Below are 24,442 nucleotides of genomic sequence, written 5' to 3'. Positions count from 1 at the left end.
CCATCATCCGATCGAGGGGATCTTGGTCTTCCGATGCGGTGCCCGTGGCGGCGATCGACCAAGATCGTCGCATGAGCAGCCCCATGACACGACGTCACATTCTCGGTGCGGCAACGGCGGCCGGCGCCACCGTCCTCCTTGGCAGCGGGACCGCAGCATCCGCCGCCCGGGCCGCATTGGGCCCCGCACCCGTACCGTCGCGGGCCACCGCGGCTGATGTCGCCCCCGAGGAGAGGGCGTTTCTGGAGGGCCTGAAGCAGGTCGCGGACCCCCAGTGCGACGAGGCCGTGAGCGAGGCATTCGAGCGGGGACAGGGAGCGGCTGTCAACGAGGCGCTCAAGGGGTGGAAGACCAACGGCCAGGCGATCCCCGGCGGTCTGCCTGCGAAGCTGCGCGACTTCCTGGAGACGACCCGCCGACTGCCGTCCTGGGTGGACCCGGAGGCGCTGGCCGCCGGTCACCGTTTCGGGATGGCGCACGCGCAGCAGATCTCCTTCGCCGCGGTGCTGGACGTCACGCCGGAGAGGATGCGCTTCCCCGCCGCGGCAGCGGCCATCATCGGCATCGAGGGCCCGCACGACAACAAGCAGGGCTTCGCCAAGGCGCTGCGCGCGGTGGGTGACATCCTGCACAAGACCCCCTACGGGCCCGAGGGCGCGGCCTTCGTCACCCCTGCGCGGGTACGGATGGCGCACTCCGCCGTGCGCTACCTGCTGCACACCGAAGGGCACTGGGACACCGCCAAGTGGGGCCTGCCCATCAACCAGCTGGACCTGCTCGCCGAGGGAAGCCTGTTCACCAGCTACCTGATCGACCACCTGGACAAGCTGGGCGTCCACCCCAGTGAGCAGGAGGCGGAGGCCTATTTCCACGAGTGCCGCGTCGGCGGTTATCTGATGGGGATCAGGGCGGACGGCATGCCCCCGACGCTGGCCGCGGCGCGCAAGCGCGCGGCGGCCGTCGACGCCGTCCACGCGCGGGTGACGCCGCAGTCCGCGAAGTACGTGAAGGCCACCATCGAGTACTTCTCCTCGTTGGCCGGCCCGAAGGAGATCACCGTCCCGCCCGCGACCGCGCTGGTGCGGTACATGATCGGCGACGTGGACGCCGACGCGTTCGACCTCGCCCGCTCCACGTGGGACGCGGTCGTGCCGACTGCCGTTCACGGCTTTTTCACCGGCACCCAGGCGGGCGGCCTGCCGACGCCGTCCGCGACCATGACCCGCGTGGCGGTGCAGATGGTGGAGCGTGCGATGAACGACGGCAAGAGGGCGGAACTGACGATGCCCCTGCACCTATACGGGCACCGGTAGAGCGGGGTTGCTCACCACAGGCGCCGTCCCCTTCGCCCCCTGCTGTCTTCGCCCCGGCCCCGGCCGCCGCCCGGGTCCTGGGTGGGGACGGCGGCTCGCGGCGATGATCGCGTGCTCGCAGGCGCAGGGGGCGCCGGGGCCTGATCGGCACACCGGAGGACGAGCCGACGGCCTCGGCGCGTGCTCCACCTTGACGTAGCGGACGGTGTCGGCCACCTCGGCCAGCGGGCATTCATGGTCGACGACCGGTGTCAGGTGTCCTGCCCTGACCAGCGCCGTCAGTGCCCCAGGCTGTTGCGGTCCGGCGCCGCCGTGAGCACCCACAGCCGCCGGGTGACCGGGCTCGGAGACGCCCCGATGCCGAACGCCGGCCCGCTCGTGGGTGGCCGGGCTCCGGCCGTACGCAGGACACCGCAGCCCTACCAGTCGGCAGAGAAGCCTTGCCCCTCACCTGCCGGGCAGCCGGCGGGATGCGGGCGCAGTGGTGGGAGGGGTTCGGTGAGGCTGAGCCGGCCGGAGGTGGAGCCGTCGGGGACGTGACCGTCACCGAAGTAGCGTGGGGTGAGGTAGTGGTGCGCCTGGGTGCCGCCGATGAGGTGGCCCACCGCCCCGAAGCCGGCGGCGACATCGGGGCGGGCGCCGAGGGGGCCCTGCAGGGTGCGGGCTTTGGGGTAGGCCTAGACCTCGATCAGCCGGGTGGTGTTGCCGCCGCACGCATCCTGCTGGAGGAAGCCCCGGGATTCGTTGGCCAGGCATTCGGTCCTGCCCTTGAACGGCTGGGAGATCTCGGTGAATCCCTCGCTGTCGGGCTCGTTGATGCGCCAAGCCTTGCGGGCGAAGATGTCCGAGCAGGCCTTGGAGGTAACCCAGGTGGGTTCATGGGGCCTGGGCGCGGAGACGCCGAGGCACTTACCGGACGAGGCGCTGCGGAAGGTCGTCACGGTGAGGGTGGTGGTCACGTTCCACACGGTTGACGTCGAACAGTCGTTGCCGAGCGCGATCATGTATTCCGATCCCTTTGCGATTTCCTTCGCGCACTGACCGCCCACTTGGATCCGGTACTTCCCGTTGGGAGTCGCGGCCGATGCCGGTGAGGCGGCGAGACCGACGGCGACAGCGGCGGCCAGCAGACCGCCCAGCACGTGACGACTACGCATGAAATCTCCCTCTGAGAACGGGCCTTGTGACGTCGTCCGGTGACGAGGCGGTCCGCTTTCTGCATGATCACATAAGACCGATGGAGCCCGGCTGCGGGAGGCCGACCTTGTCCGGTTCCAAGCGTGCCGCGAGCGTTTCCCGCCTGCAGGGCTCCGATCCCATATAGCGCGTGGCCGCGAAGAGCCCAGCCAACGGCACAGGCTGTGAGTCGGCCGCGACCGGATCGCTAGGAGATCATGTTGATCTTCTTCGTCTCGTACGCCTCGGCGGTTGCGCCGGTGGCCCTGGCCAGCTCGGCGAACGTCGTGGCAGAGGTTTCGTCGAAGAACGCCAGCGTGAACGAGGAGTCGGAGCGTCCCAGCAGGTTGTCGATCTCCGCGGGGCCGTATTGGTCACCGACCCTCTCCTCGAGGACGGCCCGCAGCAGGTCCTGGTCCCCGCCGGAGACGTCGACGTTCCACAGGTAGGAGATGGGCCTGCCCGAGGAGGTCAGGGTGCCGTTCATTTGGTCGCTGCCGAGCCCGTTGTCGTAGTAGCCCATGATGCTTGCCTTCCGGTCGGTGTGACGAGGGGCGGGAGGACCTTCGCCGTGGCCGGGCCACGGGCGTGGACCCTCATCCCCCAGATGGAGCGGCCCCAGGTGCGGGAGGGCCGTCGTGAGCGTTCAACCGCCCTGACGCCGTCCGGTTACGGCCGCAGGCCGCGTGACCGGGACTTCCGGCAGTGGGCTCGGGCCGGGGCTCGACGGACGGCCCGGCCATGCCGACGCCCTTGCCGTGGAACACATCGGGGCACACCGGCGATCCCGGATCCGCCCTACGTGCCGGGCCCCGTAGGGCGGCCGTCGGCCCACGACCGTGCGGCGTTGATCCCGGAATCCCCGACAGGCCGACCGGACCGTGTCCCGCACGGTGACCGGCGCGGCCTGTTCTCGTTGACCATTACATGATCAAGAAGACCGCGCAGGCCGCACTCGTCGTAGGCACCGTCCTGCTCTCCGCCGGCTTGGCGCACGCCGACGACGCCGTCGACGAAGCCGCCCTCAGGGACCGTGTCAACATCCTCACGGCAAACGTCGAGGAGCAAAACCTTTACAGTTCAGGGCTGCCGGCGGTCACCGACACCCTGGGCATGCCCCGGCCCGGCGACAACATTCCCCTTCCCATCGAGGTCGACTTCACCGCCAACGAAGACAGCAAGACGGCCCAACTGGATGTGACGGCCGACCAGGCCTGAACCCGGCATCCACACGGTGCGAGACCCCTGCCCACGCAGCCCGATCTCATCATCCTCACCGGCAAACGCAAGGGCCGGGCGCCCAGCGTGGCGAGCATCTACCGCGCACTCGCCGTGGGCGGCGGGCTCCGCCTCCAGCCCGAGCGCCGTCAGGATGGTCGGCTGCACGCTCTCCCACCACTGCCCGGCCAGGAGCTTGGCCCGCGGATCACCCCACCGGTCCCCGCTCCTTGCGTACACGTCCCGCCGCCGCAGGGCCCCGTGAGGGTGTTTCATCACGCAGAGCGAGTACGCCGCCTTGTCCGCCAGGCCCGGTTCGGTGCCGGGAGCGGCGAAGACCGGCGCCGCCACGACCCGGTCACCAGCTCCCGCTCGACGTCCGCGGCAGGAAGCTTCTTGGTGGATCAGGTGCGGCAGCTGGCGAAGCGCCCTGGCCATCGGGGCGCCGGCCGGAGCCGCGCCGAAGTCGACGACAACTCCCCGCTCTCGGTTGCCGGGGCGGTCTCCAGCAGGAACCCGACCTTCGCGACCCGGCCCGCGGCCCGCTTCTGCTTCGGCAGCGCCTTGAGTTTCTTGTCCTTGCCGACCTGGTCCGCCCGTGCGAGGAGGCGGAAGGCCATCAGGACGTCGAGGAGGTCCAGGGCGCCGTCCACGCTCGCCAACTCCAGATGCCGCACCGTCGCCTGCAGCGTCGTCGTCTTCCGGCTCTCCTCCAGCTCCCGCAAGGTCGGCGCCTTCGAGCCCAACCCATACCGGGCCAGGCCCGCCATCCGCGCCGCCGGCACCACCGACGTTGGCACGAGGTGCGCACGAGCCCCCGTACGCCCTTCGCCCGTTCCAGCGCGCCCGTCATCGCCGACCCCGACACCCGCATCGGGCCGATCCGCAGCCGCTCCAGCTCCGAGACCCGCTTCCCGGCGGGACCCCAGAGTCCGGTACGGCAGCAGTGCCTGCGGTCGGCCGGGGTGTTCTGGTGCCGGAGGGGTGGGTCGACGGCCACCGCCGCCCCATCAGGCGACCGCGGGGCGGTCCGTGGCCGGGCACAAGCGTGCGAACCCTGGTGGAAGGCTGTGGAGCGGCGCAGGTCTCGTCGCTCGATCGGCTCCGTTGCCGCAAGGGCGGTCCAAAAACGATCTAGTCGTCACGTGGTGCGACGGATACGGTTCGTACCGTAAAGGCGGTATAACGCAAGGGGATTTTTCATGACCGGACTGGACTACGCTGCCGTGCTCGCCGAGGTCGAGGCCGACGCTGCCGCTCTCGGCAGGTCGTTGAAGAAGCTGGAAGGCGCTCCGGAGCCGATCAGGGCACAGGCCCGCAAGGCTGTGGTCCAAGTGCAGCAAGCCGCGGTCGGCGGCGGCGGGTTCGCTGGCTACGGCGGTGGCGCGGCGTACGATCAGGCGATTCAGGCCCAGTTGGCGCGGCAGGCGCAACAGGGCTAACACGCCCCGTGAACGGCAGCAGCTGGTGGATGCAGCCAGCCTCATTAGGCCGGTGGTTGTGGACGCCGCCGGTGCTACGGCGGTACCCGGCGCCGGGTCAAGGCGGACAGGTCGGCGCTATTCGCGGGTAGCTCCGACCGGTCCGCCGTGCCATCGGCTGAGGATGTCCCCTTGGCGCCGGGCGGCGGCTCGACCCGGTGCCCGGCGCGGAGCCCCTGTGTCACCGAATCCCGTGCCTGGGTGTGGTACCCGTCAGAGTTTCCGGCCGGGGCCTGCCCCCTACGCCACGGTGGGCGTCCTCTGCGGCTGGGGGCGCAGTCGGGCGAGGGGTTCGGTGAGGCTGAGCCAGCCGGAGGTGGAGCCGTCGGGTGCGTAGCCGTCGCCGAAGTAGCGCGGGGTGAGGTAATGGTATGCCTGGGTGCCGCCGATGAGGTGGTCGAGGGCGTCGAGGTAGGTTGCGACGTCGGTGCGGCCTCCGAGGGGGCCGTTGAGGATACGGTCGCGGGCGGTGAGGTAGGCGCGGCCTTCGGCCTCGATGAGGTGGCAAAGCGCGTTGACGGCGTCCTGGAGGTCGAGGTTGTCGTTGTGCTGCAGGACGGCGACGGCGTTCATGGTGTCGGCCCGGGCATGTTCCTTGCGCCAGGACAGCAGGTCGTTGACGAGGATCATCTGGCGCACCGCGTGCCCGTTGGCCTTCTCGAACTCGGGGGTCGGGTGGAGGTCGATCATGTCGACGCGGGCGCCGTACTCGGTCATCAGTGCGACGAAGGGCCAGCCGAAGCTGACCACGCGCAACTTCATGTAGCCGTCGAGGGCCAGGACGTGGCCCGCGTGGCGGTGGGGTACCTCATCGGCGTAGCCGCCCAGGCTGATGGCCAGGCTCTCCTTGAACCGGCCCACCTGCGCCGGGGAGAGACCGGGGGTGATGCGACGCCACAGGTCGGCGCCGGCGCGGATCAGCGGCGAGGTGTCGTCGGTTTCGGTCCCGAAGCCGTGGGTGATCCTGGCGAGGGCGCCGCGGGCCTGCTGTTCGGAGGTGGATGTGCCTGCGATGGCGTCGTCGACGATGGTGACGTATTGGTAGAAGTCGGCGATGTCACCAGCCCGTTGCCCGTCCGCGAGCGGTGAGACGGCCGGGCCGTAGAGACCGGCGCGCTGGCGCAGATACGAGAGCAGGGCCTGCTCGTCGGTGAAGCAGGACTGAAGGTGGCGGCACACCCACGCGTTGGATCGGACCTCGATCTCGACGGCGTTGGGGTGGTACGCGGACGGCAGCAGACGCGGGAGTTCCGGAAGATAGAACTCGGTCTCCTGCGTGCCGTGAGCGGCCTGCGGTGGTGTACCGACCAAGGGCAGTTCCTGCGGCCGGTCGGTGTCCTGGCGGCTGGAGGGTACTGCGCTGGTCATCGTCGTTCCCGCATGGTGGTGAAGTGCCCGGGGCCGGGCGCGGGCCCGCCCGCGGCGACCCCGGTGGATCATGCCCGAAGCGAAGCGCCGAGGGGAACACCGGCCCGGATCCGCATCGACTGCCAGCGGTCGGGGCCGAAGGCGGCAGCCCGTTGAGTCATGGCTGCCGGCCGCCAGGCTCCTGGTCCGCACCCGTCGGCGCCCAGGGCGGTCCGCGCCCGCTCCTCGCAGGCGGGAGGGTCTCTGTAAGCTGGCTGGGGCTCCGTCACGGCGGCCGTGGGCACCGGCTACCTTCCCTTTGGGATCATCCGATCGGTGGCGCGTCCGCCGTGTTCTCCGCTTCGAAGAGCCCTGGGGGAAAGTCCTGATGCACCGTCCGATCAGGCCGCCCGGCCTAGATGCCACTCACGCGTGCCACACCGGCGGCCCGCAGGGAGGGCTCGGGTGACACCGGCTCCTTCCCCCGAGAGCCTGGGTGGGAACGCCGGGCTGATCTTGCGTCAAGCCCGCGATCTGGTCGATCCGGAGCTGCGTAAGGCGGTGGGGCGGCTTCCCCCATCGGCGCGGACCGTGGCCGGGTACCACTTCGGCTGGTGGGACCGCAACGGAGTGCCGGAGCCGAGCGCTTCAGGCAAGGCCCTGCGTCCGGCATTGGCGCTGCTCGCGTGCCAGGGCGTCGGCGGCCGGGCGGAGCAGGCGCTGGAGGCCGCGACGGCGGTCGAGCTCGTGCATAACATGTCGCTGCTGCACGACGACGTCATCGACGGTGACACCCTGCGGCGCCACCGTCCTGCCGCTTGGTCGGTGTTCGGGCTGCCCGCCGCGATCCTGACCGGCGACGCCCTGCTCTCCCTGGCGATGCGGATCCTGTCCGAGGCGCCCGCTCCGACCAGCGGGGCGGGTCCGGGGTGGCTGGACGACGCCGTGCAGCAGCTTGTCGAGGGCGAGTTCGCCGACACCGCGGCCGAGGACCGCCATGACGTCACCTTGGCCGAGAGCATGGCCGTCGCGGAGGCGAAGACGGGTTCCCTGATCGCCCTGTCGTGCGCGCTCGGGGCGCTGGCCGGTGGCGCGGATGCGGCCCGGACGGCCCACCTGCGCCGGTTCGGACACCACGCGGGAGCCGCGTTCCAGCTCGTCGACGACATCCTGGGTATCTGGGGCGACCCGCAGGCCACCGGGAAGCCGCACCTGTCCGACCTGCGGTCCCGCAAGAAGTCTCTGCCAGTGGTGGCCGCTCTCACCGCGACCAACCCCGCCTCGGAGGAACTGGCACACCTCTACCGTTTGCCCGCCCCGCTCACCGAAACCCAGCTGGCAGACGCCGCGGCGCTGGTGGAGGCAGCGGGCGGCAGGACGTGGGCCGAACGCGAGGCTGAGCGACGCACGGCTGACGCGACGGTGGCACTCGAGGCCGCCGAACTGATCGGGCCCGCCCGCGCCGGCCTGCTCACCCTCACCCGCATGATCAGCGACCGCTCTCACTGACCCCGGCTGCTCTAGGCCTCCGGTTCGGCAGGAGCAACACAGCGCCGGACCGCCTCCAGACTGCTCAGTCTCTCGGGAGATCCGCACTGATCGTGATTCCGACGCCCGGAGAGGGACCTGCGGCCAGCGCCCGCCACAGCACATGCGGAACCGCCCAGCTCACGGGCGGCCGCCCCCTCCGCTATACCGGTGCGTGCCGGGGACTCGGCTCAGACCGGTACCGGCAACGCCTGCCGAGAGAAGGCGCCGGTGGAGTAGCCGTCAGACTTGGCGACCACACGGTGATGTCCGTTCCGCCTCGTCGAAGAAGACGCGACACCTCACCCGCGGTCCCACCAGCCCCGAGGGCCTTGCACGCCCGACCGCCTTCGGGCATCACCGGCGACGTGGCACCGGACCGTATCCGGCGTGAACCCGGTCCCGCCTGCGGAGAACCCGCCGAGCCCTTGAGGGTGCTTCGGCCGAGAGCGGGCACACCGGCGGCTGCCCCCGAGCCGCACTCCCCACCACCCGTCGGCTTCTCGCCGACGACCGGGTTGCCGGGGCACGGACACCATCGGCGGCGACCCTCCGCTGTCGGATCACCACCTTGCGTAGTGGCATCATCGGCGGGCGGCCGGCGCCCTGCCGCCGCATGAGGAGGATTCGCCATGACCGAGAAGGACCTCTACGCCGACGAGCCCGAACTCGTCATCACCACCGTCGCCGGTGACGAGGGCGCCCAGGACGGCTCGGAGGAGGGGGCACCTGCCGAAGGGCAGGCGCAGGCGCGCAACATGATGCAGCAAGGCCAGTCCTGACCCACACCGACAGGTCTCCCGGCCCTGTCCTGTCCGCCCGAAGACAGGCCCGCCGGCCGCGGTCGCCGTTCCGCCGGGGCGAGCGGTAATCGGTCACCGGCCTGATGTGAGTCCGGTGATGAATTTGCGGCAGTGCCCCTGGTGGACGGGGTTGATGCCATGGATGAGCTGGGCCCCGTAGACGGTGGCGGTGCCGGTGTCGGCGGGCAGGACGGTGGGGCTGCCGGTGACGGTGTGGATCCAGGACGTGTCCTGCTCGCCGCGGGAGATCTTGTCGTGGGGTGCGATACGGGTGAACCGCATGCCCGGCTCGTAGCCGGTGTGGGGTCCGGCGTCGAGCCGTGTGTCCCATACGGCTTCGCCGGGGCCGGTCTCGATGAAGAACCCGCCTCCGGCGGTGGCGTCCTCGATGGTCACGCCGATGCGGGCGACATGCCGCGGGTGGGCCAGCGGGTCGGGCCCGATGCCGTCGAGGTGGCGGACCGCGCCCTCGCCCGGCCCGAACTGGATGAACTGCCACGGCGAGGCCCCCACAGCCGAGGGGAACACCTGGCGGATCTCCGGCAGGTGCCGGGCGACCGCACGGTCGAGTACCTCGTGCACGCGGGCGGGAAGGTCGTCGAGTTCCTCGCCCACGTACGCGGGGCGCCAGCTGATGGCCGCGAGATGATCGTCAAGGAGCGCGGTGAGCTCGGTGATCTCTTTCGGGTCCAGGAATCCGGGCACGGTGCGGACGGCGAGCGTCTCGGTCAGGGTGATCACGGTCATCCCTTCGGGCAGGCGACGGAGCGTCCGGCCGCATGAGGCGGGCGGGCGGGCTTCATCCTCGAACAGTGTTCGGGAGCCCGGCGGGGCGCGGCGGCGGCGCACGGGCGCACATGCGCAGCGGCACCGAGGCCTTCGTGGCCCGCCTAGTCTCGGCCTTCCCGCTGTGCCGACCTGCGAGGTTTCCCCCGTGAGTGAGCTCGACGACTACGCCGCCAAGATGGCGGCCCGCTTCCACACCTTCGACCAGGACGGTGACGGACACATCACCCGCCGGGACTTCCAGCTCATGGCCGAGCGGGTCGCTCGCGCCTTCGACGTCGCCGACGACACGGGCCAGGCCGCTCTGCGGGAGGCGGCCGACCGGTACTGGGAGGGCATGGCCGGCCTCGCGGACGGCGACCTCGACGGACTCATCACCCGCGGGGAGTTCGTCGGCGCCGCCCTGGCCGGCCTGCACCAGGACCCGGAAGCGTTCACCCGGATCGCCCTGCCCTGGCACCGGGCGGTGTTCACGGCCGCCGACCACGACGGCGACCGCCGCGTCACCGTCAACGCGGTCGACCTCATGCTCGTCACGCTCGGCGCGGAACCGGACCAGGCACGCCGCGTCGCCGCCGAACACCACACCGACCCCACCGGCCTGATCACCGAGGACGAGATCCTCACCGCCGTCACCGCCTACTACACCACCGGCCAACCCCAGCAGGCCTTCGCCGTACCAGTCTGACGCGTCTCGTCCCGTACCGGGTGAGACGGCCGTGCCGGATCCTGGCCTCGCAAAAGGGCGCGGCCGGTGGCGCATTGGTGCGCCGGGCGTGCGCCCTGTCGAACCCGCTTGGCTCCGCGTTGGCTACGGGCATGACAGACGCTCTGAGAGACGGACGGCAGACGGCCCCGGCAGACACCTTCGTAGGGCCGCGGACCCTGTCCGGCCCGGTGAAGCCGGTGGCGGTGATCCCGGCTCCGATCCTGCGTCTGGACGGTTTCCTCGGCGCCGAGAACGCGGAACGCCTACACGCCTTCGCCGTCGATCACCAAGCCGAGTACGTGGCCGGCGACGACTCCGAGTTCGGGCGACAGGCGGCCTACCTGCCCATCGACAGCCCGTTCCTGCGCCAGGCCCTCGCGAACGCCGTGCCGCTAGCCCGTTCCGTCCTGGGCAGCCAGGCACCCGGCGTCAAGGTCGCCACCCAGATCACGGCCTACGGCGACGGCGCCGGCTTCGCCCCTCACACCGACGCCGGTGAACTCGGCTTCGACCCCGTCCACCAACTCACTGCCCTCTACTACTTCCACCGTCGGCCGAAACCGTTCACCGGCGGGGCCCTGCGCCTGTACGACGTCGCTGCTGCTGACGGCAAGGCGTGGCGTGCGGACTCCTACCAGGAGATCGAGCCCGCCTTCGACACCTTGCTCCTCTTCCCTGGGACCGTCTACCACGAGGTACTGCCCATCAGCTGTCCGTCCGGCAAGTTCGCTGACAACCGCTTCGCCGTGAACGCCTGGATCTCCTGAACCGCACCGGCACCACTCATCACCACCCGAAGGGAACCTGCACATGGAATCGACCCAGCCCAGCCCCGTCCTCGTCCTGCTCCGTCACGCCGCCGAAACCGACCCGCGCGGCTGGGGCCGCGAGCCCGCCGTCACCGAGCTTCCCAGCCCCGACGCGAACCGCCTGGACCCGCTGCACGTCCTCTGACACGGCCGCAGCACCCGCGTCCGACCGACCTGTGATGCCGGCGCCCCCTGAGCACAGGGGGCGCCGGCATCGTGCGTACCCGATCCGGATCGGCTGGGACTGGACTCCGCCGTCTCGGCTGCGCCTGGCAATCGACCGGCCGACTCGGGGCCCGGCGGGCGGGACCAAGGCCTGCGATCAGCGCGCGGTGGTGCACGGTGGTCTGTCGCGACCCTGTGGTGCGATTTGCTTGGGTACCCGAGGGACTTCCCGGTGGATGCTGACGGACCAGGCGGTAATCGCCTCGGGCGCCGAGCCCCCCGGAATTGGTCGCGACACACACGCCAGCCGCCATGAGCGCCAGACGGGAATACCGCACGATTCGAATACCGCTCCCTGCCAGCTGAGCCGACGCCGTGGAGTGCGGCGCGGCGGGAGGCGTACGCGAACGACCAGGGCAGCCCCGACACGCTGATCGCGGTCTCCGCGGCCTCCAACCGCTCCAAGTCCGACAAGGACCCGGCCCAGTGGCTGCCCTCGGACGGCGCCTACCACTGCACCTACGCCGCTGCCTGGGTCGGGACGAAGCTGCGCTGGGACCTGGCCATGGACGAGGCGGAGCGGCAGGCGCTGCTCGGCCTCGCGGAGGACTGCCCCACCACCACGGTCGTCTACGAGCACGCCGCGTGACCTCCGGCATACGCAAGTCTGACCGTTCGTCCGGGCGCCCGGACTGGTTCAGCGGCTCCTGACCCGCACGGCGGAGCCCCCTCGGTCGAGGGGGCTTCGTCATGCGGGCTGGGGTTCGTGGGTTGTGGTGGGGTTACCGGCCGGTCCAGGTGGTGGCGGGGGTGATGGGGGCGGGGTGCCGGCGTCGGGGTGCGGTGGGGGAGTTGGCGGGGCGGGTGGTGTTGCTGAGGACGTTGCCGAAGGCGGTGATGAGTTCTTCGATCCGGTTGGTGCTGCTGTGGCCGGTGGAGGCGGGCGCGGCTGTACTGGTACCGGTGTTGGTGCCGGCGGGGGGTGTGGGGGCACTGCCGCTGTGGTGGGTGGTTGCCTGGTGCCAGAGCGGTTCGAAGTAGGTGTATTCGCCGTCGAGGGTCTGGACCAGGATCTGGATCTCCTCCCAGGTTCCTGTCGTGGTTCCTTCGAGGAGGCCGGTGATGTGGTCCTGGGTCAGGAGGTGGCCGCTGTTGAGGGACATCGACCAGGCGGTGGGGCTGCCGGCCCGGTGGTGTAAGTAGCGGAGTGCCGAGTCCAGGGTCTCGGGTCGGGGCTTGCGGCTGCGGCGGATGTCGGCGTCCTCCCAGACCTTTCTGAGGACTTCGGGGTCGGCGCCGCAGGCGCGGGCGATGGAGACGGTCGCTTCCCAGCTCGGGAAGCGCTCGCCGCTCATGGTCCGGGACAGGAAGCTGGGGGAGAGGGCGGTCTTCTTGCTCAGGGTCCTGAGGCTGTGCCGGGAGGCGCGCTGGAGGTTGCTGAGCACGCAGGCGAAGTCCAGCGGTGCGGGGCGGGTGCTGAGCGGTGCGGGTGAGGGGGCGGGGTCTGTGTCCGGTGCGGGTTCGGTGTTCTCGTTGTCGGTGTCCTCGGTGCCGGGGTGCTGGACGGAGGGCTGCTGCTGGGGCCGGCGCTGCGCGGGAATGGACGGGGCGGGCCGGGGGGTCGGGCCGGCGGGCGCCGTCCTGCAGTGGCGGCGGGTCAGGGCGCGCTGGACGACGGAGGAGTTGTACTTCTTGCGGACGGTGTCCTTGTTCATGCCGAGGAGCTGGCTGATCATCTCCCAGGAGGAGCCGAGGCGTTTGGTGCGGCCGACCACGGCCGGGGTGAGCTGCTCTATGCGCCGCTGCAGTTCCAGCAGGCGTTCCAGGGGCGTTTCGGCGGGGCTGGGGGTGTGCAGGGCCCGCTGGAGATCGCGGATCTCGGCGCAGGCGGAGTCCAGCTCGCTGTGGAGGAAGGTGTCGAAGTCGGCGGTGTCGGGGAGCAGCCCCTTCTGGCGTTGGGTGTGGGCTGCCTGCCGGCACTTGGTGCTGCAGTACTCGCCGGGGCGCCCGGTGTGCCGCTGGTCGCGTTTGCCGCCGCACCACTTACAGTGGTCGGACGAAAATGTGTTCCCCATCGTTCGCTTTCTTGGGTCCGGTCCCGGGCGACGAAACGGGTGTCGCCGCCCGGGAATCGTGAGGAAAAGCGGTGCTCGCCCGGCCGTTTCGTCGGATGCGCCGGTGCAGGGTCACTGCTGAGGGCTGGTCAGCGCGATGTCGTACTGCCGCGCGAGGCCAGCCATACGGTGAGCGTCCACAGGGCCACCGGGGCCAGCATCAGGGCCAGGGCGGTGTAGCCGGGCGAGCCGGGAACAATCAGCAGGGGCGGAAAGGCGATACCCGCGGCAGGGTGGGGAACCTGCGGGGTGTTGCCCAGCTGTGCCGCGTTGTTGACAGGCATATCGCGGGCCGCGACCTGTTTGTTACTGTCACCTGCGAGTCGGCGCCATACGCGTTTGGCTTTGAAGCGATCCGGGGACGAAGGCATAGAGCCCTCCTCTGGGTTGTAGTCGCATTGGGGGCGCGAACCCAGGTCCGTGAGAAGAGCGGGTTCGCGCTCCGTGAGCGTAGTTTCACGCTCTGCCCAAAGCCATTCGGACATTTGGGCCCATTCCCTATAGAAGTCCGGTCCGATCGGACACTTTCGTCGGCACCGGGCGGGCAATCGGCATGCATTTCCGATAAGCGCACCCATTCGGGGCGTGATCTTGGTATTCCAGCCCCCGCCCCGCCCGCCCCACCGCTCCGAACATCCCCGCCCGGAGACCCTCTTCGTGCGGCGAGCCAAGGCCGGCCCGCCCACCGCCCCGCGCAGCGGATCGCGGGCAGGGCCCGGCTGCCGGAGCTGTCGACCGTCATCTCGACGCACCCGTTCCGCCAGGCCCCGGGCACCGGGGACACGTCGGTGCGTGCGCCTCACCGCGGTGGTTCTCCCGCGTCCGGCGACGGGAAGGTGCCGGGACGCCGGGTGTCGGCGTAGACGCGTGCCCGGATGCCCGGATACCCGGGAGTCCGCTGCCCGGTACTGATGCCGGATGTCGCCCACCGTTCCTGAAGGCCGGCCATCACGGTGTCCAGGGTGGTCTCGTCGGGGGCGGTGATGTCCAGGACCACCAGGCCGGGCTCGGACAGATGCTGCTCATGGATCGGGTGCATGCCCTCACCGACGCCCTTTCCCGCGCCGTCGGTTCGGGGGAGCGGCCGGCCCAACCCGGACGGGGGATCCCGTGCGAGTCCCACCAGGGTGAGTTCCGCTGCCGGAGGCATGGTCCTCGTCGCGACGTCACCGCGAGAATCGTTGCCGTCGCAGCTCAGCCCGCTGACGGGATGGATTGTCAGCGGGCTGAGGGCAGGCGTTTCCAGGGCGTCTCCCAGGAATTCCGTAGAAATACGGGATCGGACCGAGCCCGGTACCACGGGCCGTACCGTCAGTGCATCAACCGCTATCGAGCGAGGGGCACCCATGACTCGGGAGGAAGTTCTTGAGCGGCTGAAAGGCTTGTCCGGCACCATCCGTACAACGGCAGCACTCCTCCATGAGGGGTGGACAACAGCCGAGGCAGCCGAATTTTACGGAGTCGTCCCGGAGACCATCCGGCAGCGCGTACGCAAGGCACAGCGCGTGCTCGGCATCACCCGGGCCGAGTGGGAGACGTTCCTGCGGGACCACGGGCAGCTGCTCGCCCCCTGCCTGGTGCCGTCCGACCCTGCCCGGGCAGACGGCACACCCTGCCCGAGAATCAGGGGGGCTGCTCAGTGTGCCGCTTGCGACGAACTCGCGGAAAGGAACCGAGAGCTTCTGGGACGAGACTGTCCCCCTCTTGCTGATGGTGTGTCTGATTAGTCCCGGCACCGTACGAAGCGGGGCGGCCGTCGGTCACGGTGACCGGGTCACGGCCAGCTGCCGGCCCGAGCGGAACTGCAGCTGCTGGCCGGGTGGTTGGCCGGTCCCGCAGCATCGCGAATCCGGCAACGCGCTGTCCGGGCGGCTCCCACGGTGCCCGTTCGAGGGCCCCGGAGATGGCCAGGCCGACACGTCGGCCGATGGCCCGATCCAAGTCACCGTTGCCGTTTCCCTGCCACGGCGTTGGTTCCGGGGATCTGGGTCAGCGGCGGGGCGGACGGGCCGGCGCTGACCCGGCCCGGCCGGTGGTGCGGCGGTATTCTGGGATCAGACGGTCTTCCTCCGGGGTGCGGCGCTTCATGGCCCCCCTCACGAAGGCCGCCGCCACGTGTCCCGTGCCATGTGCCGCCACCGTCCGGCTCCGGCTACGCGCGCAGTCCGGGGCACTCGGCCGCCCAGTGCAGTGCCTGGGTGGGCGTGAGGCTGTGCTCGGGGCAGTCGGCATCCTCGGTCCCGGCCGCTACGCCCCCGCAGGCGGCCTTGGGGCAGACGCACACGGGGTAGGAGTGGCCGTTCCTGGTGAGGCCGCCGTGCCGCACGTAGTCGCTCGCCTCCATGACCCCCCGGATGTCCGGGGCCGTGGCCGTGGCCGGTGCGGGCGAGGAGATCCGTCATGTGCCCGGCGGTCGTCATCAGCCGTGCCGCGTGGCCGGGGTCGTCGGCCGCCTCGCGTCCGGCGGAGTGGGAGAGCAGGCGGACCGCGTGCGCGAGGGCGCCCCGTAGCTCCTCGATGTGCTGGTGCAGGGCGGCGATGGGCTGGTCGCCGCGGATGGTGGGGTCGGTGTCGGTCATGGGTCGGGTCCTCTCGTGCGGCCGACTGTCCCGGCCGGGGTGGCCGTGTGCGTCGTCGTGCGACCCGGCGCGTGACCGGGATGACGTACGGCGGTGAGCACCAGGAGCACGGCGCCGTGGCTCTGTTTACGAGTCCCGGCGGCAGAAGACCCTGGACGGATGAGCGCCCAGGGTCTCCGTGCGACATGACGTGACGTCTGTCCCGACAGGGTTCAACGACCGGCCACGCCCGGTGTCACGCCCTGCCCCGCCCCGGGTCCCGCAGGCAGGGGCTCCGTGCCCCGTGGGCGCCGTAGGGCCGGGCGGCGGCATGGGGCGGCCCTGCGGTTTCCGTAGGGCGCCAGCGCGCCCGTCAGGCAGCGTCTTCGTCCTCGTCCTGGGGCCACGCCTCCTCGCGGAGGAGTTCGGCGCAGGTGCACGATTCCGGCGGGTCGGCGTAGGTCGGGTACATGCAGTCCTCGTGGTGGTCCTGGCCGTCGTACACGATCTCGATCACGCGGGTCCTCCCGGTGGGTGAAGCGGTGCGGTTCTCCCGTACACCGCCGCGTGGTCGGAAGGCGGTGGATCCGGGCGGAGGACATCAGAGTTGAGGCAGGTGTGACGGGTGTGACGTGCCGGGGCGCGGTCGCCGAGGACGGCGCCGGCCGGGCCGGAGTCACCGGGAGGGTCAGGGCACACCGCGCTCCCGGACCCACGGGCCGCAGGGCAGCTGATGGCCGGCAACACGGGCGGGAAGCCACCAGGAGCTACTGGGGCTCAAAAGGCAACTGCGTATCGCTGTCAGTAATGGATGAGTCAGTCTGCCCCTTTATCATGTCCGCGCCGCGCAGGTCCGCGCCGCGCAGGTCCGCGCCGCGCAGGTCCGCGCCGCGCAGGTCCGCGCCGCGCAGGTCCGCGCCGCGCAGGTCCGCTTCGCGCAGGTATGCGTCGCGCAGTTTTGCCTCGGGCAGGTCCGCGTCGCGCAGTTTTGCCTCGGGCAGGAACGCGCGGCGCAGGTTCGCGCCGCGCAGGTACGCGTCGCGCAGGTTCGTGCCGCCCAGGCTCGTGCCGCGCAGTTTTGCGTAGGGCAGGTACGCGCGGCTCAGGTCCGCGCCGCTCAGGTTTGCCTTGTCCAGAGCTGCCTCGGAGTCGCCGAGGATGAGGGTGATGTTGGGGAGCTTGGCGCCATGGAGGTCAAGGCGGAAGGTGCCGTCCCGGGTCGCGTCGCGGGCGGCGAGGGCGGTGAAGGCGGCTTGGACGTCGGCCTCGACGTCCTGGCCTTTCGCCGGGGGTTTGGCGGCGTGGGTGCGGATGTAGGTGGCGAGGACGTTGGCGATGGTGGGCTGGTCACGGCGGGAGTCCTGCATGATCCGCTGCAGGGCGTAGATGCCGCCCAGCCGTACGTCCATCTTGTCCTCACCGAGGTTTCCCACCGCCGCCGTGTACCGGTCGGTGATCTGCCCCTCCTTGGCCAGCGCCCGGTCATCCCGCGCCTGCTCATTGGTCTGCCTGGTCTGAACGTTCGAGTACCAGAGACCCACCACCGCCACCACAGCGGCGACCACGACCGTGAACAACTCGATCCGCCGCGCCCAGTCCAGGGTCTCCGGACGTTCCTCGGGGGCAGGAGCCGGGGCCGGGCCAGGGCCAGGGCCGGGGGCAGGGCCGGGGGCAGGGGCAGGGGCAGGGACAGCGGGGGTGCCTGGTGGCTGGGTGGAGCCTGCTCCCGGGCCGGCGGAGGTCCGGGCAGTGAGTCGGGTGCTACGGCGTAACCGCGGGCGACGGGCAGGCGTGGAAGGCATACCTGTATTCGATCCCAACACCCCACTCCGGCGCAGCGATTCGGGTCGATGAAGCTGCGGTCTCGGTGCGGCACACCCGTGGTGTGGCGGGTTTCCGGGAGCGGCGGCACTCCAGCGGTGACGGGTTGCTCCGCACCTGCCTTCTGGCTGGATTGCTCACCTGTGGGGGTGTCTGCCTCGTACGGTGAGGTGGTGGACGACACGACGACCGAGGTGGAGCTGTACGGCGGGCCGCTCGATGGGTGGGTGGTGCCGGTGGGCACCGACGATCCGGATCCCTGGACCGCGATCATCAGCGACTACGGCCAGTTCTCCGGCGGCCGGTCGCTGTACGCACCGGACGGCTCCGGCGTCTGGCGATGGGTGAGGGATCTGCGCCCGGAAGAGCTGTGACCTTCTTTACCCCGCTCGGCTGGGCCGGGCGCCGGGCCCAGCCGAGCGGGGCGCTTCTTTGGGCCTCGTTTCGGGTGCGGTTTTTGAAACCGGGGTTCAGGCCCAGAGGGTGACAGGCACTGACGCCAGGGTGGGGTGTTGCCGGTGGGTACCGCCCCGTGCGGCACGCGGGCGTACGGAGACTGACGCGTCATCCGGACCCGTATGCGCTCCCCGCATCACCCATGCGCGGGGCGGGTGCGGTGGAGGGCTCGTCCCAAGGGAACTGGTACCGCACGAAGCAGAGACGATGGGCGCGTGCACCTGGCTCCAGTGGCAGGGAGCAGAGCCGCGCTACCGGTTCGTGAGCGAAGCGGCAGCGAAGGAATGGCTGCAACGCAACGAGCACGACGACATCGTGACGACGTGGTTCGGCCCGGTGGAGGAGGAGTTCGGCCCGACGAGCGTCGGCGGGCGCCCTGCGGTAGGCACGAAGGCCGAGCCCCGGCTCCCGGACGACATCCTGGCCGCCCTGGACGCACGGGTTGCTGCTGAGGGCCTCACGCGCACAGACGATCCGCAGCCTCGTGACCGCCGGCCTCCAGCCCGCCTGACCCACACACAACACCGACAGCACGAGACCCCGGACGACACCGCCCGGGGTCTCTCTGTGCAGTGCCGTTCCACCGGTTCAACGATTCGTGGCCGACGTCGCTCCAAACGGCCGCCGTCTAAGAGGTTCACCGGCGGAGGCCGCTACAGCTGGCGAGTGCCTCCAAGCGCTGCATCCGCCCGGCCCGTCCCTCCCTGCCTACGGAGCTGGACGTCGTAGTCAGGGTTTTGCCCGGAGAGCGTCATTGGCGAGTCGGTTGAGCTTCGCGCTGTACTTCTTCAGCTCGGGCGAAACATGGTCGGAGTCCTCTATGAGCTTCCGCGCCTTGCGTGCCTGTTTCTGCACGCATTGTTCCACTGATTCGGCGTCGCCTTGCTTCACTGCGTCATCGACAAACCAAAGTACGGCCTCGGTGAATGAAGAGTCCATGTACGTCATCTCTGGGACTTCGATGCGAGATCCATCATCAAGGTCGAGATTGATCTTAAAAATGTAGACGAGTGGAAGGGCCCCCTCACCGGAAAACTTCTGACCGACGGTGAAGGCCACCCGCTCCTGTTTGTGAGGTGGAATAGTGTACTTCATCTTGCGGACCATTTCAAAGGGCGCACGTGCTTCTCCAGGGACCTTGATGTCATACCGGGCATAGATTTCGGTTCCCCCGGCACCGTACGGGCAGCCCAATTCGTCCATCGAGCTAAAATTTAATGTGGCTTGCGATACTAGAACGGGATTATTGCTTTTGTTTCTGAGGGTTATGGTAATGAAAGATGCCTTCCAGTCTTTAATCACCCCTTTCCCTAAGGAGCCTTCGTCGACCTGCCAGTCTGCCTGAATGTTTGATTCCTTATCAATGTCGAAGTCCATCAGTTCAATTGCTGACTCAGGGGTTGGCTCGGGCTGAATATCGGGGAACAGTAAGAACAGGAGTCCGAGGATTCCGGCGACGATGGTCACCACCCCGCCTGCAACCGCAAGCACCCCCTGAGGGCGCTGCAAGAAGGGGCGCTCACTGCCTCTGGGCTGTTCGCCGTCCGAGGTGCTCGGCTGCCCGGTTGTTAATTCGGCGCGCGAAGTGTCTCGATTTTCCGTCATGTGTGCTTCCACCTCATTCGGATACAGCTCCCCAAGCCCATAACCCTGATGGGGCAGGCTCGGCTGCTTCCTAGTTCCCCAGGTTTTCCCAGGGGGCATAGCCACCTGGGAAGTTGGCCGGTCGCGAGAGTGTTATTCACAGTGATGGTGATGCCCAACACGTCCAGCGTATGCCGACCTTGGACAACTGCTCTACCCGTTCCTCTCGAATCAACCCGGAGCGTGCTCCGCGATGAGCCGACGGCACTGTCCTGCACGGTAGGCCAGTTCGTCACCCAAAACGGAGAGCTCATCCAGGTAGCGCAACAGGTCCGCGGTGGCATCGTGGTCCGGGCCACCAGCGAGAAACAATCGAGTTGCTTCCACCACGCTGCTCTCCGGTTCGATAAGCAGCACCCGGAACAGCCCGAAGAACCTGGTGGCATCCCCTTCTGGCGTACTCACCGGAGAGGCGAGCAACTGATCCCACCGCTCCGCACACCCTTCGAGCCCCGACTCCACTGTCTCAAGCATGAGCTTCTCGAACGCGAAACCGCGATGCCCAACATCGGCTTCGACAGCACGTTCCAGATCCTCCCGAGCTTCGCCGTAGTGGCCTGCCTGCCGGTGCGCCACTCCGCGAGACGTGAGTACCGAGGTGAGTGTGGGGTCGAGTTCGAGTGCGGCGGTGTAGTCGGCGATGGCTTGGTCGTAGTGGCCTGCTTGCCGGTGTGTCTCTCCGCGAGACGTGAGTGCCCAGGTGAGTGTGGGGTCGAGTTCGAGTGCGGCGGTGTAGTCGGCGATGGCTTGGTCGTAGTGGCCTGCTTGCCGGTGTGTCTCTCCGCGAGACGTGAGTACCGAGGTGAGTGTGGGGTCGAGTTCGAGTGCGGCGGTGTAGTCGGCGATGGCTTGGTCGTAGTGGCCTGCTTGCCGGTGTGTCTCTCCGCGAGACGTGAGTGCCCAGGTGAGTGTGGGGTCGAGTTCGAGTGCGGCGGTGTAGTCGGCGACGGCCTGGTCGTACCGGCCAACCTGCTGGTGTGCTCGGCCGCGGTAGCCGAGTGCCCAGGCATCGGCAGGGTTGAGTTCGAGTGCGGCGGTGAAGTCGGCGATGGCTTGGTCGTAGCGGCCGGCCTGCCGGTGTGTTTGGCCGCGGTAGCCGAGTGCCCAGGTGAGTGTGGGGTCGAGTTCGAGCGCGGTGGTGAGGTCGGCGATGGCTTGGTCGTACAGGCCGGCCCGCCGGTGTGTCTCTCCGCGAGATGCGAGTACCCAGGCGAGTGTGGGGTCGAGTTCGAGCGCCGCGGTGAAGTCTGCGACGGCCTGGTCGTACAGGCCTGCTTGCCGGTGTGTTTGGCCGCGCAGGCACAGTGCCCAGGTGAGTGTGGGGTTGAGTTCGAGTGCGGTGGTGAGGTCGGCGATGGCTTGGTCGTAGTGGCCTGCTTGCCGGTGTGTCTCTCCGCGAGATGCGAGTGCCCAGGTGAGTGTGGGGTCGAGTTCGAGCGCCGCGGTGAAGTCTGCGACGGCCTGGTCGTACAGGTCGGCCTGCAGGTGTGTCTCTCCACGAGACACGAGTGCCCAGGTGAGTGTGGGGTTGAGTTCGAGTGCCGCGGTGAAGTCGGTGACGGCCTGGTCGTACCGGCCAGCTTCCATGTGTGTTTGGCCGCGTTGGCCCAGTGCCCAGGCGTAGGTGGGGTTGAGTTCGAGTGCGGTGGTGAGGTCGGTGATGGCCTGGTCGTCGTGGCCGAGCAATCGATGGGTTTCCCCGCGACGAGCCCAGGCACGGGCGTTGCGGGCGTTGTGCCCGATGGCTCGGTCGAACTCGGCGAGCGCATCGTTCTCCCGGTCGCAGAAGTGGAGGCGGATGCCCCGATAGGTGAAGGCCCAGCTTCTGCTTTCAGCACTCAGATGGCTGTGGGACAGCAGGGCCCGAAGACACACGAGAGCGGGCTCGTCGCCGGTGAGTGCGCCCCGAAGGCGCTCCGCCCAGGAGAGCAGGGCTGTGTCGGTGGTGTCCTGCGCGGCCTGTTCCAGGGTCTCGATCCACTGCCGCAGCACGGTGGCGTCCTGACCCGCAGCGTGCACGAGGTCTTCCAGAGCGGCCGTCAGATACGCAACCGGGTGGGCACACAGCCGGTGGTACGTCTCGTCAAGGCGGTGCCGACGCCATCCAGCGTCTCTCCAGCGCTTGCCCTCGGGGAGCCGTTCCTCGGCCGCGGCACGCCAGGCGGCATGAGTGTCAGCGAGCCGCAGATGCGCCGAAGCCCAGCCCTGCGGGGAGTGGATACGCTGCTGGCCTACCATGCTGGCGCGGACTACCGCATGGTAGTGCTTGTAGTCGCCACGGCCACTGACGAACGGCTGCCCACACAGCCACTCCCACAGCCCCGCTGCGCCAGGGCCTGCCGCGGCGGCGAAGACATCCTCGTTCAGCTGCAACGGCAGCGCGCATGCCCGCACCGCCTCACGCTTTTCCGGGTCCGTGATCCACTGGACGAAGCGCTCGACGGCCACGTCGGCGAGGTCTCCGCCCGCGTCGACGTCCTCGACCGTGTGCGGCCGGGCCAGAGCAAGAAGCTCGACGAGCAGCGGAAGCCCCATCGACAGCTGCAGCACCGCTTCCACCACCCCCGGATCGGTCACCTCCCGCGCAGTCAGCAGCGAGCGTGTCTCCGCCTCGGTGAAGACTCCCAACGGCACGTCCGCGACCTGATCCCGCAGCGGCGCCCACTCCCGCTCCGTCAGCTCGTCACGGCCCGCCATCACGACGATGACGTTCGCCGGCACCGGACCAAACTCCTCGTCCAGCAACCGCAGCAGCCACCCGTCCAAGTACTGCGCGGTCTGCTCCCACGTGTCGAAGAACAGCACCACCCACCGCTGCCGACGACACAACCGCTCCAGCTCGCCGACGAAAGCACGGCTCAACCCCGTCTCATCACCCCGGCCACCACGCCGCTGGGCACGAGTCCGGGACGCCGACCTCAGCCGGTCCAGCCCCTGAGCCGCAACGTCCGGATTCGCCATCGCCGCCACGACACCGGCCCCCGGTATCAACGACGCCGCTCCCAACGCGACCTGCGTCACCGCCCGGCTCGATACCGACGCTTCACCCTCCACAGGCGTCGGCTCCGCCTGAACCGCCTGCTCCCGCCTGAACTGCTCCACCGCCTTGTCGAACTCCTTGCACGGCCCCGCCTGCTCCGACAGCTGTCGGGCCAGCTCGACCAAGGCCTGCTCCACCCCATGGACATCGTTCTCGTCCACCACTGCCGTCACCGCGTCCGCACGCCGGGCCGCCTCCTGCCACTGCCGCAGCAGCGTGGACTTCCCCACACCGCCAACACCGCGCACATGGAACAGAAAGTCCGCAGGAGCCTCCTCGGAGAAAGGGTCCTTCGACAAATTCTCCGTGAACAGCGCCAACTGCGCCCGCCGACCCACGAACCGCGCTTTCGCACGCTGCCGGATCAACGCCCCCCGCGACAGACCCCGCATACCCGACCCCGACCCCGACCCCGACATCCCGCCACCCCCGCCACTCGCCTACCTCACCCGGAGGACGACATCACGCCCGCCCACGCTCGCTGCGTCAGACGCAGACCATCAGTGTCCAATCCAGAGCTCCCGTCTGTCAGCCAAGCGCACCAGAGCGCCAGCATTCAAAAATCTCGCGGTCAGAGCGAACTCGGTGCTCTACGCCGCCCACTCCAGCCCCAGACCGGCGAGAAGTTCGCGCTGCTCGGGGGTGAGCTTGTCCCTCCGGGTGCGATCTCTCGGGTTGGTGTCAGTGGTGGTGAGGGTCAGTGGCGGGGATTGTTGTCGTGGGTTCTTGTTGCTGGTCAGAGCGGTGTCGATCGTCTGGTTTCACTGTCATGAAGTGAGAGATTTTGCTGTCATGAGGCGTTGTCTCATGGTGGGTGACGCTGTCTTAAGGTTCGAGAGTTCTTATGCAGTGAGGCCGGTGGGTGCGGTCTGATCGCAGGGTGGGGTCTGCGGACCGGGTGTTGGGGAGACCGCGGGCCGCCCGCGGTCTCGGCAGGGTCACGGTGGAGCAGGGCGACCCGACGGCGGAGGTGGCCATGACCGCCGCGGAGCTCCGGACCGTCGCGGCGGGCAGCGAGCAGTCGGAGAAGGGCCTGTCCATTCGGCCTCGGCCCTGTTCATGAGGGGAGGCCGGTAGACATGCCCGTCCTGCCGTCGCCCGGTCTATCCGGCGGGTGATGTCTCGTCGATGATCCTCAGGATGGTGACGTGGTCGTCGGGGACGGTGTGGGCGGTGGTGGTGTTCTGGGTTGTCCACCAGGTGTCGCTGACGGGTTGTCCGGCGGTGCCCCACTGGGTGAGGGTGAGCTCCTCGCCCTGGGTGAAGTGGCGGTGGATGGGTGGGTCCGCGGTGACGGCGGTGTGGTCGCGGATGATCCTGACGCGGGCCCGTACGTACCGGTCGCTGCGGGCGACGGCGGGCTCGGCCCTGTTCTGCATGGGGGTGGTTCCTCCGGTCGGTGCGGGTGTTCTTGTGCGGGTGCTTTCCCGCCCAACGTCCGGAGCGGCCGGGGAAGTGCCTGATTCGAACGGAGG

The 24,442-nt window shown here is 69.3% G+C and carries 24 protein-coding genes and 1 pseudogene; 11 read left to right on the top strand and 14 right to left on the bottom strand.

All coding sequences use genetic code 11. The annotated features are described in order from the left end of the window. Positions 1 to 71 precede the first annotated feature (71 nt). Positions 72 to 1,313 carry an oxygenase MpaB family protein gene (locus OG251_RS35075; RefSeq protein WP_326680875.1) on the top strand — a complete coding sequence of 414 codons (1,242 nt, stop codon included), beginning with the start codon at positions 72 to 74 and terminating at the stop codon, positions 1,311 to 1,313. Between the two features lie 677 nt (positions 1,314 to 1,990). On the opposite strand, the gene OG251_RS35070 is transcribed toward OG251_RS35075, so the two are convergent. Together OG251_RS35070 and OG251_RS35065 are read right to left on the bottom strand one after the other, a co-directional pair. Beyond that, the gene (locus tag OG251_RS35070) at positions 1,991 to 2,470 is read right to left on the bottom strand and encodes a hypothetical protein (RefSeq protein WP_326680874.1); all 480 of its coding nucleotides are present in this window, start codon (positions 2,468 to 2,470) and stop codon (positions 1,991 to 1,993) included. Positions 2,471 to 2,697: 227 nt separating this feature from the next. Then, complete coding sequence (locus OG251_RS35065) at positions 2,698 to 3,012, bottom strand: hypothetical protein (RefSeq protein ID WP_326680873.1); 315 nt, start codon at positions 3,010 to 3,012, stop codon at positions 2,698 to 2,700. A gap of 404 nt (positions 3,013 to 3,416) precedes the next feature. Here OG251_RS35065 and OG251_RS35060 point away from each other — a divergent pair, with 404 nt between their 5' ends. After that, a complete protein-coding gene (locus tag OG251_RS35060) occupies positions 3,417 to 3,707 on the top strand; it encodes a hypothetical protein (RefSeq protein ID WP_326680872.1) in 291 nt (96 codons plus the stop codon). A 404-nt stretch (positions 3,708 to 4,111) separates the two neighbouring features. On the opposite strand, the gene OG251_RS35055 is transcribed toward OG251_RS35060, so the two are convergent. Continuing rightward, positions 4,112 to 4,432, bottom strand: coding sequence for a hypothetical protein (locus OG251_RS35055; protein ID WP_326680871.1), 321 nt, complete (start codon positions 4,430 to 4,432; stop codon positions 4,112 to 4,114). 477 nt (positions 4,433 to 4,909) lie between these two features. On the opposite strand from OG251_RS35055, the gene OG251_RS35050 reads away from it, so the two are divergent. Further along, the gene (locus tag OG251_RS35050) at positions 4,910 to 5,149 is read left to right on the top strand and encodes a hypothetical protein (protein ID WP_326680870.1); all 240 of its coding nucleotides are present in this window, start codon (positions 4,910 to 4,912) and stop codon (positions 5,147 to 5,149) included. Positions 5,150 to 5,428: 279 nt separating this feature from the next. Here OG251_RS35050 and OG251_RS35045 read toward each other — a convergent pair whose 3' ends face one another. Beyond that, positions 5,429 to 6,556: a terpene synthase family protein gene (locus OG251_RS35045; protein WP_326680869.1), complete on the bottom strand. Its 1,128-nt coding sequence runs from the start codon at positions 6,554 to 6,556 to the stop codon at positions 5,429 to 5,431. 444 nt (positions 6,557 to 7,000) lie between these two features. Between OG251_RS35045 and OG251_RS35040 the strand changes: the two genes are divergently transcribed. After that, entirely contained in the window at positions 7,001 to 8,044 is a 1,044-nt protein-coding gene (locus OG251_RS35040) for a polyprenyl synthetase family protein (RefSeq protein ID WP_326680868.1), read from the top strand. Positions 8,045 to 8,694: 650 nt separating this feature from the next. After that, positions 8,695 to 8,844, top strand: coding sequence for a hypothetical protein (locus OG251_RS35035; RefSeq protein WP_326680867.1), 150 nt, complete (start codon positions 8,695 to 8,697; stop codon positions 8,842 to 8,844). A gap of 93 nt (positions 8,845 to 8,937) precedes the next feature. Here the strand turns inward: OG251_RS35035 and OG251_RS35030 are convergent, their stop codons facing one another. Further along, the gene (locus OG251_RS35030) at positions 8,938 to 9,606 is read right to left on the bottom strand and encodes a hypothetical protein (RefSeq protein ID WP_326680866.1); all 669 of its coding nucleotides are present in this window, start codon (positions 9,604 to 9,606) and stop codon (positions 8,938 to 8,940) included. Positions 9,607 to 9,799: 193 nt separating this feature from the next. On the opposite strand from OG251_RS35030, the gene OG251_RS35025 reads away from it, so the two are divergent. The 4 genes and pseudogenes from OG251_RS35025 to OG251_RS45040 all read left to right on the top strand — a co-directional run. Beyond that, positions 9,800 to 10,339 carry an EF-hand domain-containing protein gene (locus tag OG251_RS35025; protein WP_326680865.1) on the top strand — a complete coding sequence of 180 codons (540 nt, stop codon included), beginning with the start codon at positions 9,800 to 9,802 and terminating at the stop codon, positions 10,337 to 10,339. A gap of 131 nt (positions 10,340 to 10,470) precedes the next feature. Beyond that, positions 10,471 to 11,127, top strand: coding sequence for a 2OG-Fe(II) oxygenase (locus tag OG251_RS35020; protein WP_326680864.1), 657 nt, complete (start codon positions 10,471 to 10,473; stop codon positions 11,125 to 11,127). 43 nt (positions 11,128 to 11,170) lie between these two features. Continuing rightward, positions 11,171 to 11,314 carry a hypothetical protein gene (locus OG251_RS35015; protein ID WP_326680863.1) on the top strand — a complete coding sequence of 48 codons (144 nt, stop codon included), beginning with the start codon at positions 11,171 to 11,173 and terminating at the stop codon, positions 11,312 to 11,314. A gap of 396 nt (positions 11,315 to 11,710) precedes the next feature. Then, positions 11,711 to 11,983 (top strand): annotated as a pseudogene (locus tag OG251_RS45040) (HNH endonuclease); the annotation flags it as partial. 133 nt (positions 11,984 to 12,116) lie between these two features. Here the strand turns inward: OG251_RS45040 and OG251_RS35010 are convergent. The 4 genes from OG251_RS35010 to OG251_RS34995 form a co-directional block, all read right to left on the bottom strand. Beyond that, on the bottom strand, positions 12,117 to 13,409 hold the full coding sequence (locus OG251_RS35010) for a helix-turn-helix domain-containing protein (protein ID WP_326680862.1): 1,293 nt from the start codon (positions 13,407 to 13,409) through the stop codon (positions 12,117 to 12,119). A 128-nt stretch (positions 13,410 to 13,537) separates the two neighbouring features. Then, entirely contained in the window at positions 13,538 to 13,732 is a 195-nt protein-coding gene (locus tag OG251_RS35005; RefSeq protein ID WP_326680861.1) for a hypothetical protein, read from the bottom strand. A 515-nt stretch (positions 13,733 to 14,247) separates the two neighbouring features. Then, positions 14,248 to 14,487, bottom strand: coding sequence for a DUF6207 family protein (locus OG251_RS35000; protein ID WP_326680860.1), 240 nt, complete (start codon positions 14,485 to 14,487; stop codon positions 14,248 to 14,250). A 1,113-nt stretch (positions 14,488 to 15,600) separates the two neighbouring features. After that, complete coding sequence (locus OG251_RS34995) at positions 15,601 to 15,792, bottom strand: hypothetical protein (protein ID WP_326680859.1); 192 nt, start codon at positions 15,790 to 15,792, stop codon at positions 15,601 to 15,603. Between OG251_RS34995 and OG251_RS34990 the strand changes: the two genes are divergently transcribed. Next, a complete protein-coding gene (locus tag OG251_RS34990; protein ID WP_326680858.1) occupies positions 15,791 to 15,958 on the top strand; it encodes a hypothetical protein in 168 nt (55 codons plus the stop codon). The genes OG251_RS34995 and OG251_RS34990 overlap by 2 nt on opposite strands. A gap of 421 nt (positions 15,959 to 16,379) precedes the next feature. Here the strand turns inward: OG251_RS34990 and OG251_RS34985 are convergent, their stop codons facing one another. Both OG251_RS34985 and OG251_RS34980 read right to left on the bottom strand, forming a co-directional pair. Next, positions 16,380 to 16,523 carry a hypothetical protein gene (locus OG251_RS34985; protein ID WP_326680857.1) on the bottom strand — a complete coding sequence of 48 codons (144 nt, stop codon included), beginning with the start codon at positions 16,521 to 16,523 and terminating at the stop codon, positions 16,380 to 16,382. A 250-nt stretch (positions 16,524 to 16,773) separates the two neighbouring features. Next, positions 16,774 to 17,583, bottom strand: a complete 810-nt coding sequence (locus OG251_RS34980; protein WP_326680856.1) for a pentapeptide repeat-containing protein — start codon at positions 17,581 to 17,583, stop codon at positions 16,774 to 16,776. A 417-nt stretch (positions 17,584 to 18,000) separates the two neighbouring features. On the opposite strand from OG251_RS34980, the gene OG251_RS34975 reads away from it, so the two are divergent. Further along, entirely contained in the window at positions 18,001 to 18,201 is a 201-nt protein-coding gene (locus tag OG251_RS34975; protein WP_326680855.1) for a hypothetical protein, read from the top strand. A gap of 811 nt (positions 18,202 to 19,012) precedes the next feature. Here the strand turns inward: OG251_RS34975 and OG251_RS34970 are convergent. The 3 genes from OG251_RS34970 to OG251_RS34960 all read right to left on the bottom strand — a co-directional run bounded on the left by OG251_RS34970 (position 19,013) and on the right by OG251_RS34960 (position 24,346). Continuing rightward, positions 19,013 to 19,888, bottom strand: coding sequence for a hypothetical protein (locus OG251_RS34970; protein WP_326680854.1), 876 nt, complete (start codon positions 19,886 to 19,888; stop codon positions 19,013 to 19,015). 210 nt (positions 19,889 to 20,098) lie between these two features. Continuing rightward, on the bottom strand, positions 20,099 to 23,266 hold the full coding sequence (locus tag OG251_RS34965) for a tetratricopeptide repeat protein (protein WP_326680853.1): 3,168 nt from the start codon (positions 23,264 to 23,266) through the stop codon (positions 20,099 to 20,101). Between the two features lie 804 nt (positions 23,267 to 24,070). Continuing rightward, complete coding sequence (locus tag OG251_RS34960) at positions 24,071 to 24,346, bottom strand: hypothetical protein (protein ID WP_326680852.1); 276 nt, start codon at positions 24,344 to 24,346, stop codon at positions 24,071 to 24,073. Positions 24,347 to 24,442 lie beyond the last annotated feature (96 nt).

Source organism: Streptomyces sp. NBC_01237, assembly GCF_035917275.1.
GTDB lineage: Bacteria > Actinomycetota > Actinomycetes > Streptomycetales > Streptomycetaceae > Streptomyces.
The sequence above is the reverse complement of the archived record's forward strand: the minus strand, read 5'-3'. Positions and strand labels throughout refer to the sequence as shown.

Excerpts from the sequence above, each read along its gene's own strand:
- OG251_RS35060 (WP_326680872.1), top strand. The coding sequence starts at position 3,417 with ATGATCAAGAAGACCGCGCAGGCCGCACTCGTCGTAGGCACCGTCCTG.
- OG251_RS35075 (WP_326680875.1), top strand. The coding sequence starts at position 72 with ATGAGCAGCCCCATGACACGACGTCACATTCTCGGTGCGGCAACGGCG.
- OG251_RS35005 (WP_326680861.1), bottom strand. The coding sequence starts at position 13,732 with ATGCCTGTCAACAACGCGGCACAGCTGGGCAACACCCCGCAGGTTCCC.
- OG251_RS34995 (WP_326680859.1), bottom strand. The coding sequence starts at position 15,792 with ATGGAGGCGAGCGACTACGTGCGGCACGGCGGCCTCACCAGGAACGGC.
- OG251_RS35020 (WP_326680864.1), top strand. The coding sequence starts at position 10,471 with ATGACAGACGCTCTGAGAGACGGACGGCAGACGGCCCCGGCAGACACC.
- OG251_RS35010 (WP_326680862.1), bottom strand. The coding sequence starts at position 13,409 with ATGGGGAACACATTTTCGTCCGACCACTGTAAGTGGTGCGGCGGCAAA.
- OG251_RS35015 (WP_326680863.1), top strand. The coding sequence starts at position 11,171 with ATGGAATCGACCCAGCCCAGCCCCGTCCTCGTCCTGCTCCGTCACGCC.
- OG251_RS35035 (WP_326680867.1), top strand. The coding sequence starts at position 8,695 with ATGACCGAGAAGGACCTCTACGCCGACGAGCCCGAACTCGTCATCACC.
- OG251_RS34960 (WP_326680852.1), bottom strand. The coding sequence starts at position 24,346 with ATGCAGAACAGGGCCGAGCCCGCCGTCGCCCGCAGCGACCGGTACGTA.
- OG251_RS35050 (WP_326680870.1), top strand. The coding sequence starts at position 4,910 with ATGACCGGACTGGACTACGCTGCCGTGCTCGCCGAGGTCGAGGCCGAC.
- OG251_RS35045 (WP_326680869.1), bottom strand. The coding sequence starts at position 6,556 with ATGACCAGCGCAGTACCCTCCAGCCGCCAGGACACCGACCGGCCGCAG.
- OG251_RS34990 (WP_326680858.1), top strand. The coding sequence starts at position 15,791 with ATGACCCCCCGGATGTCCGGGGCCGTGGCCGTGGCCGGTGCGGGCGAG.
- OG251_RS34970 (WP_326680854.1), bottom strand. The coding sequence starts at position 19,888 with ATGACGGAAAATCGAGACACTTCGCGCGCCGAATTAACAACCGGGCAG.
- OG251_RS35000 (WP_326680860.1), bottom strand. The coding sequence starts at position 14,487 with ATGCACCCGATCCATGAGCAGCATCTGTCCGAGCCCGGCCTGGTGGTC.
- OG251_RS35065 (WP_326680873.1), bottom strand. The coding sequence starts at position 3,012 with ATGGGCTACTACGACAACGGGCTCGGCAGCGACCAAATGAACGGCACC.
- OG251_RS35070 (WP_326680874.1), bottom strand. The coding sequence starts at position 2,470 with ATGCGTAGTCGTCACGTGCTGGGCGGTCTGCTGGCCGCCGCTGTCGCC.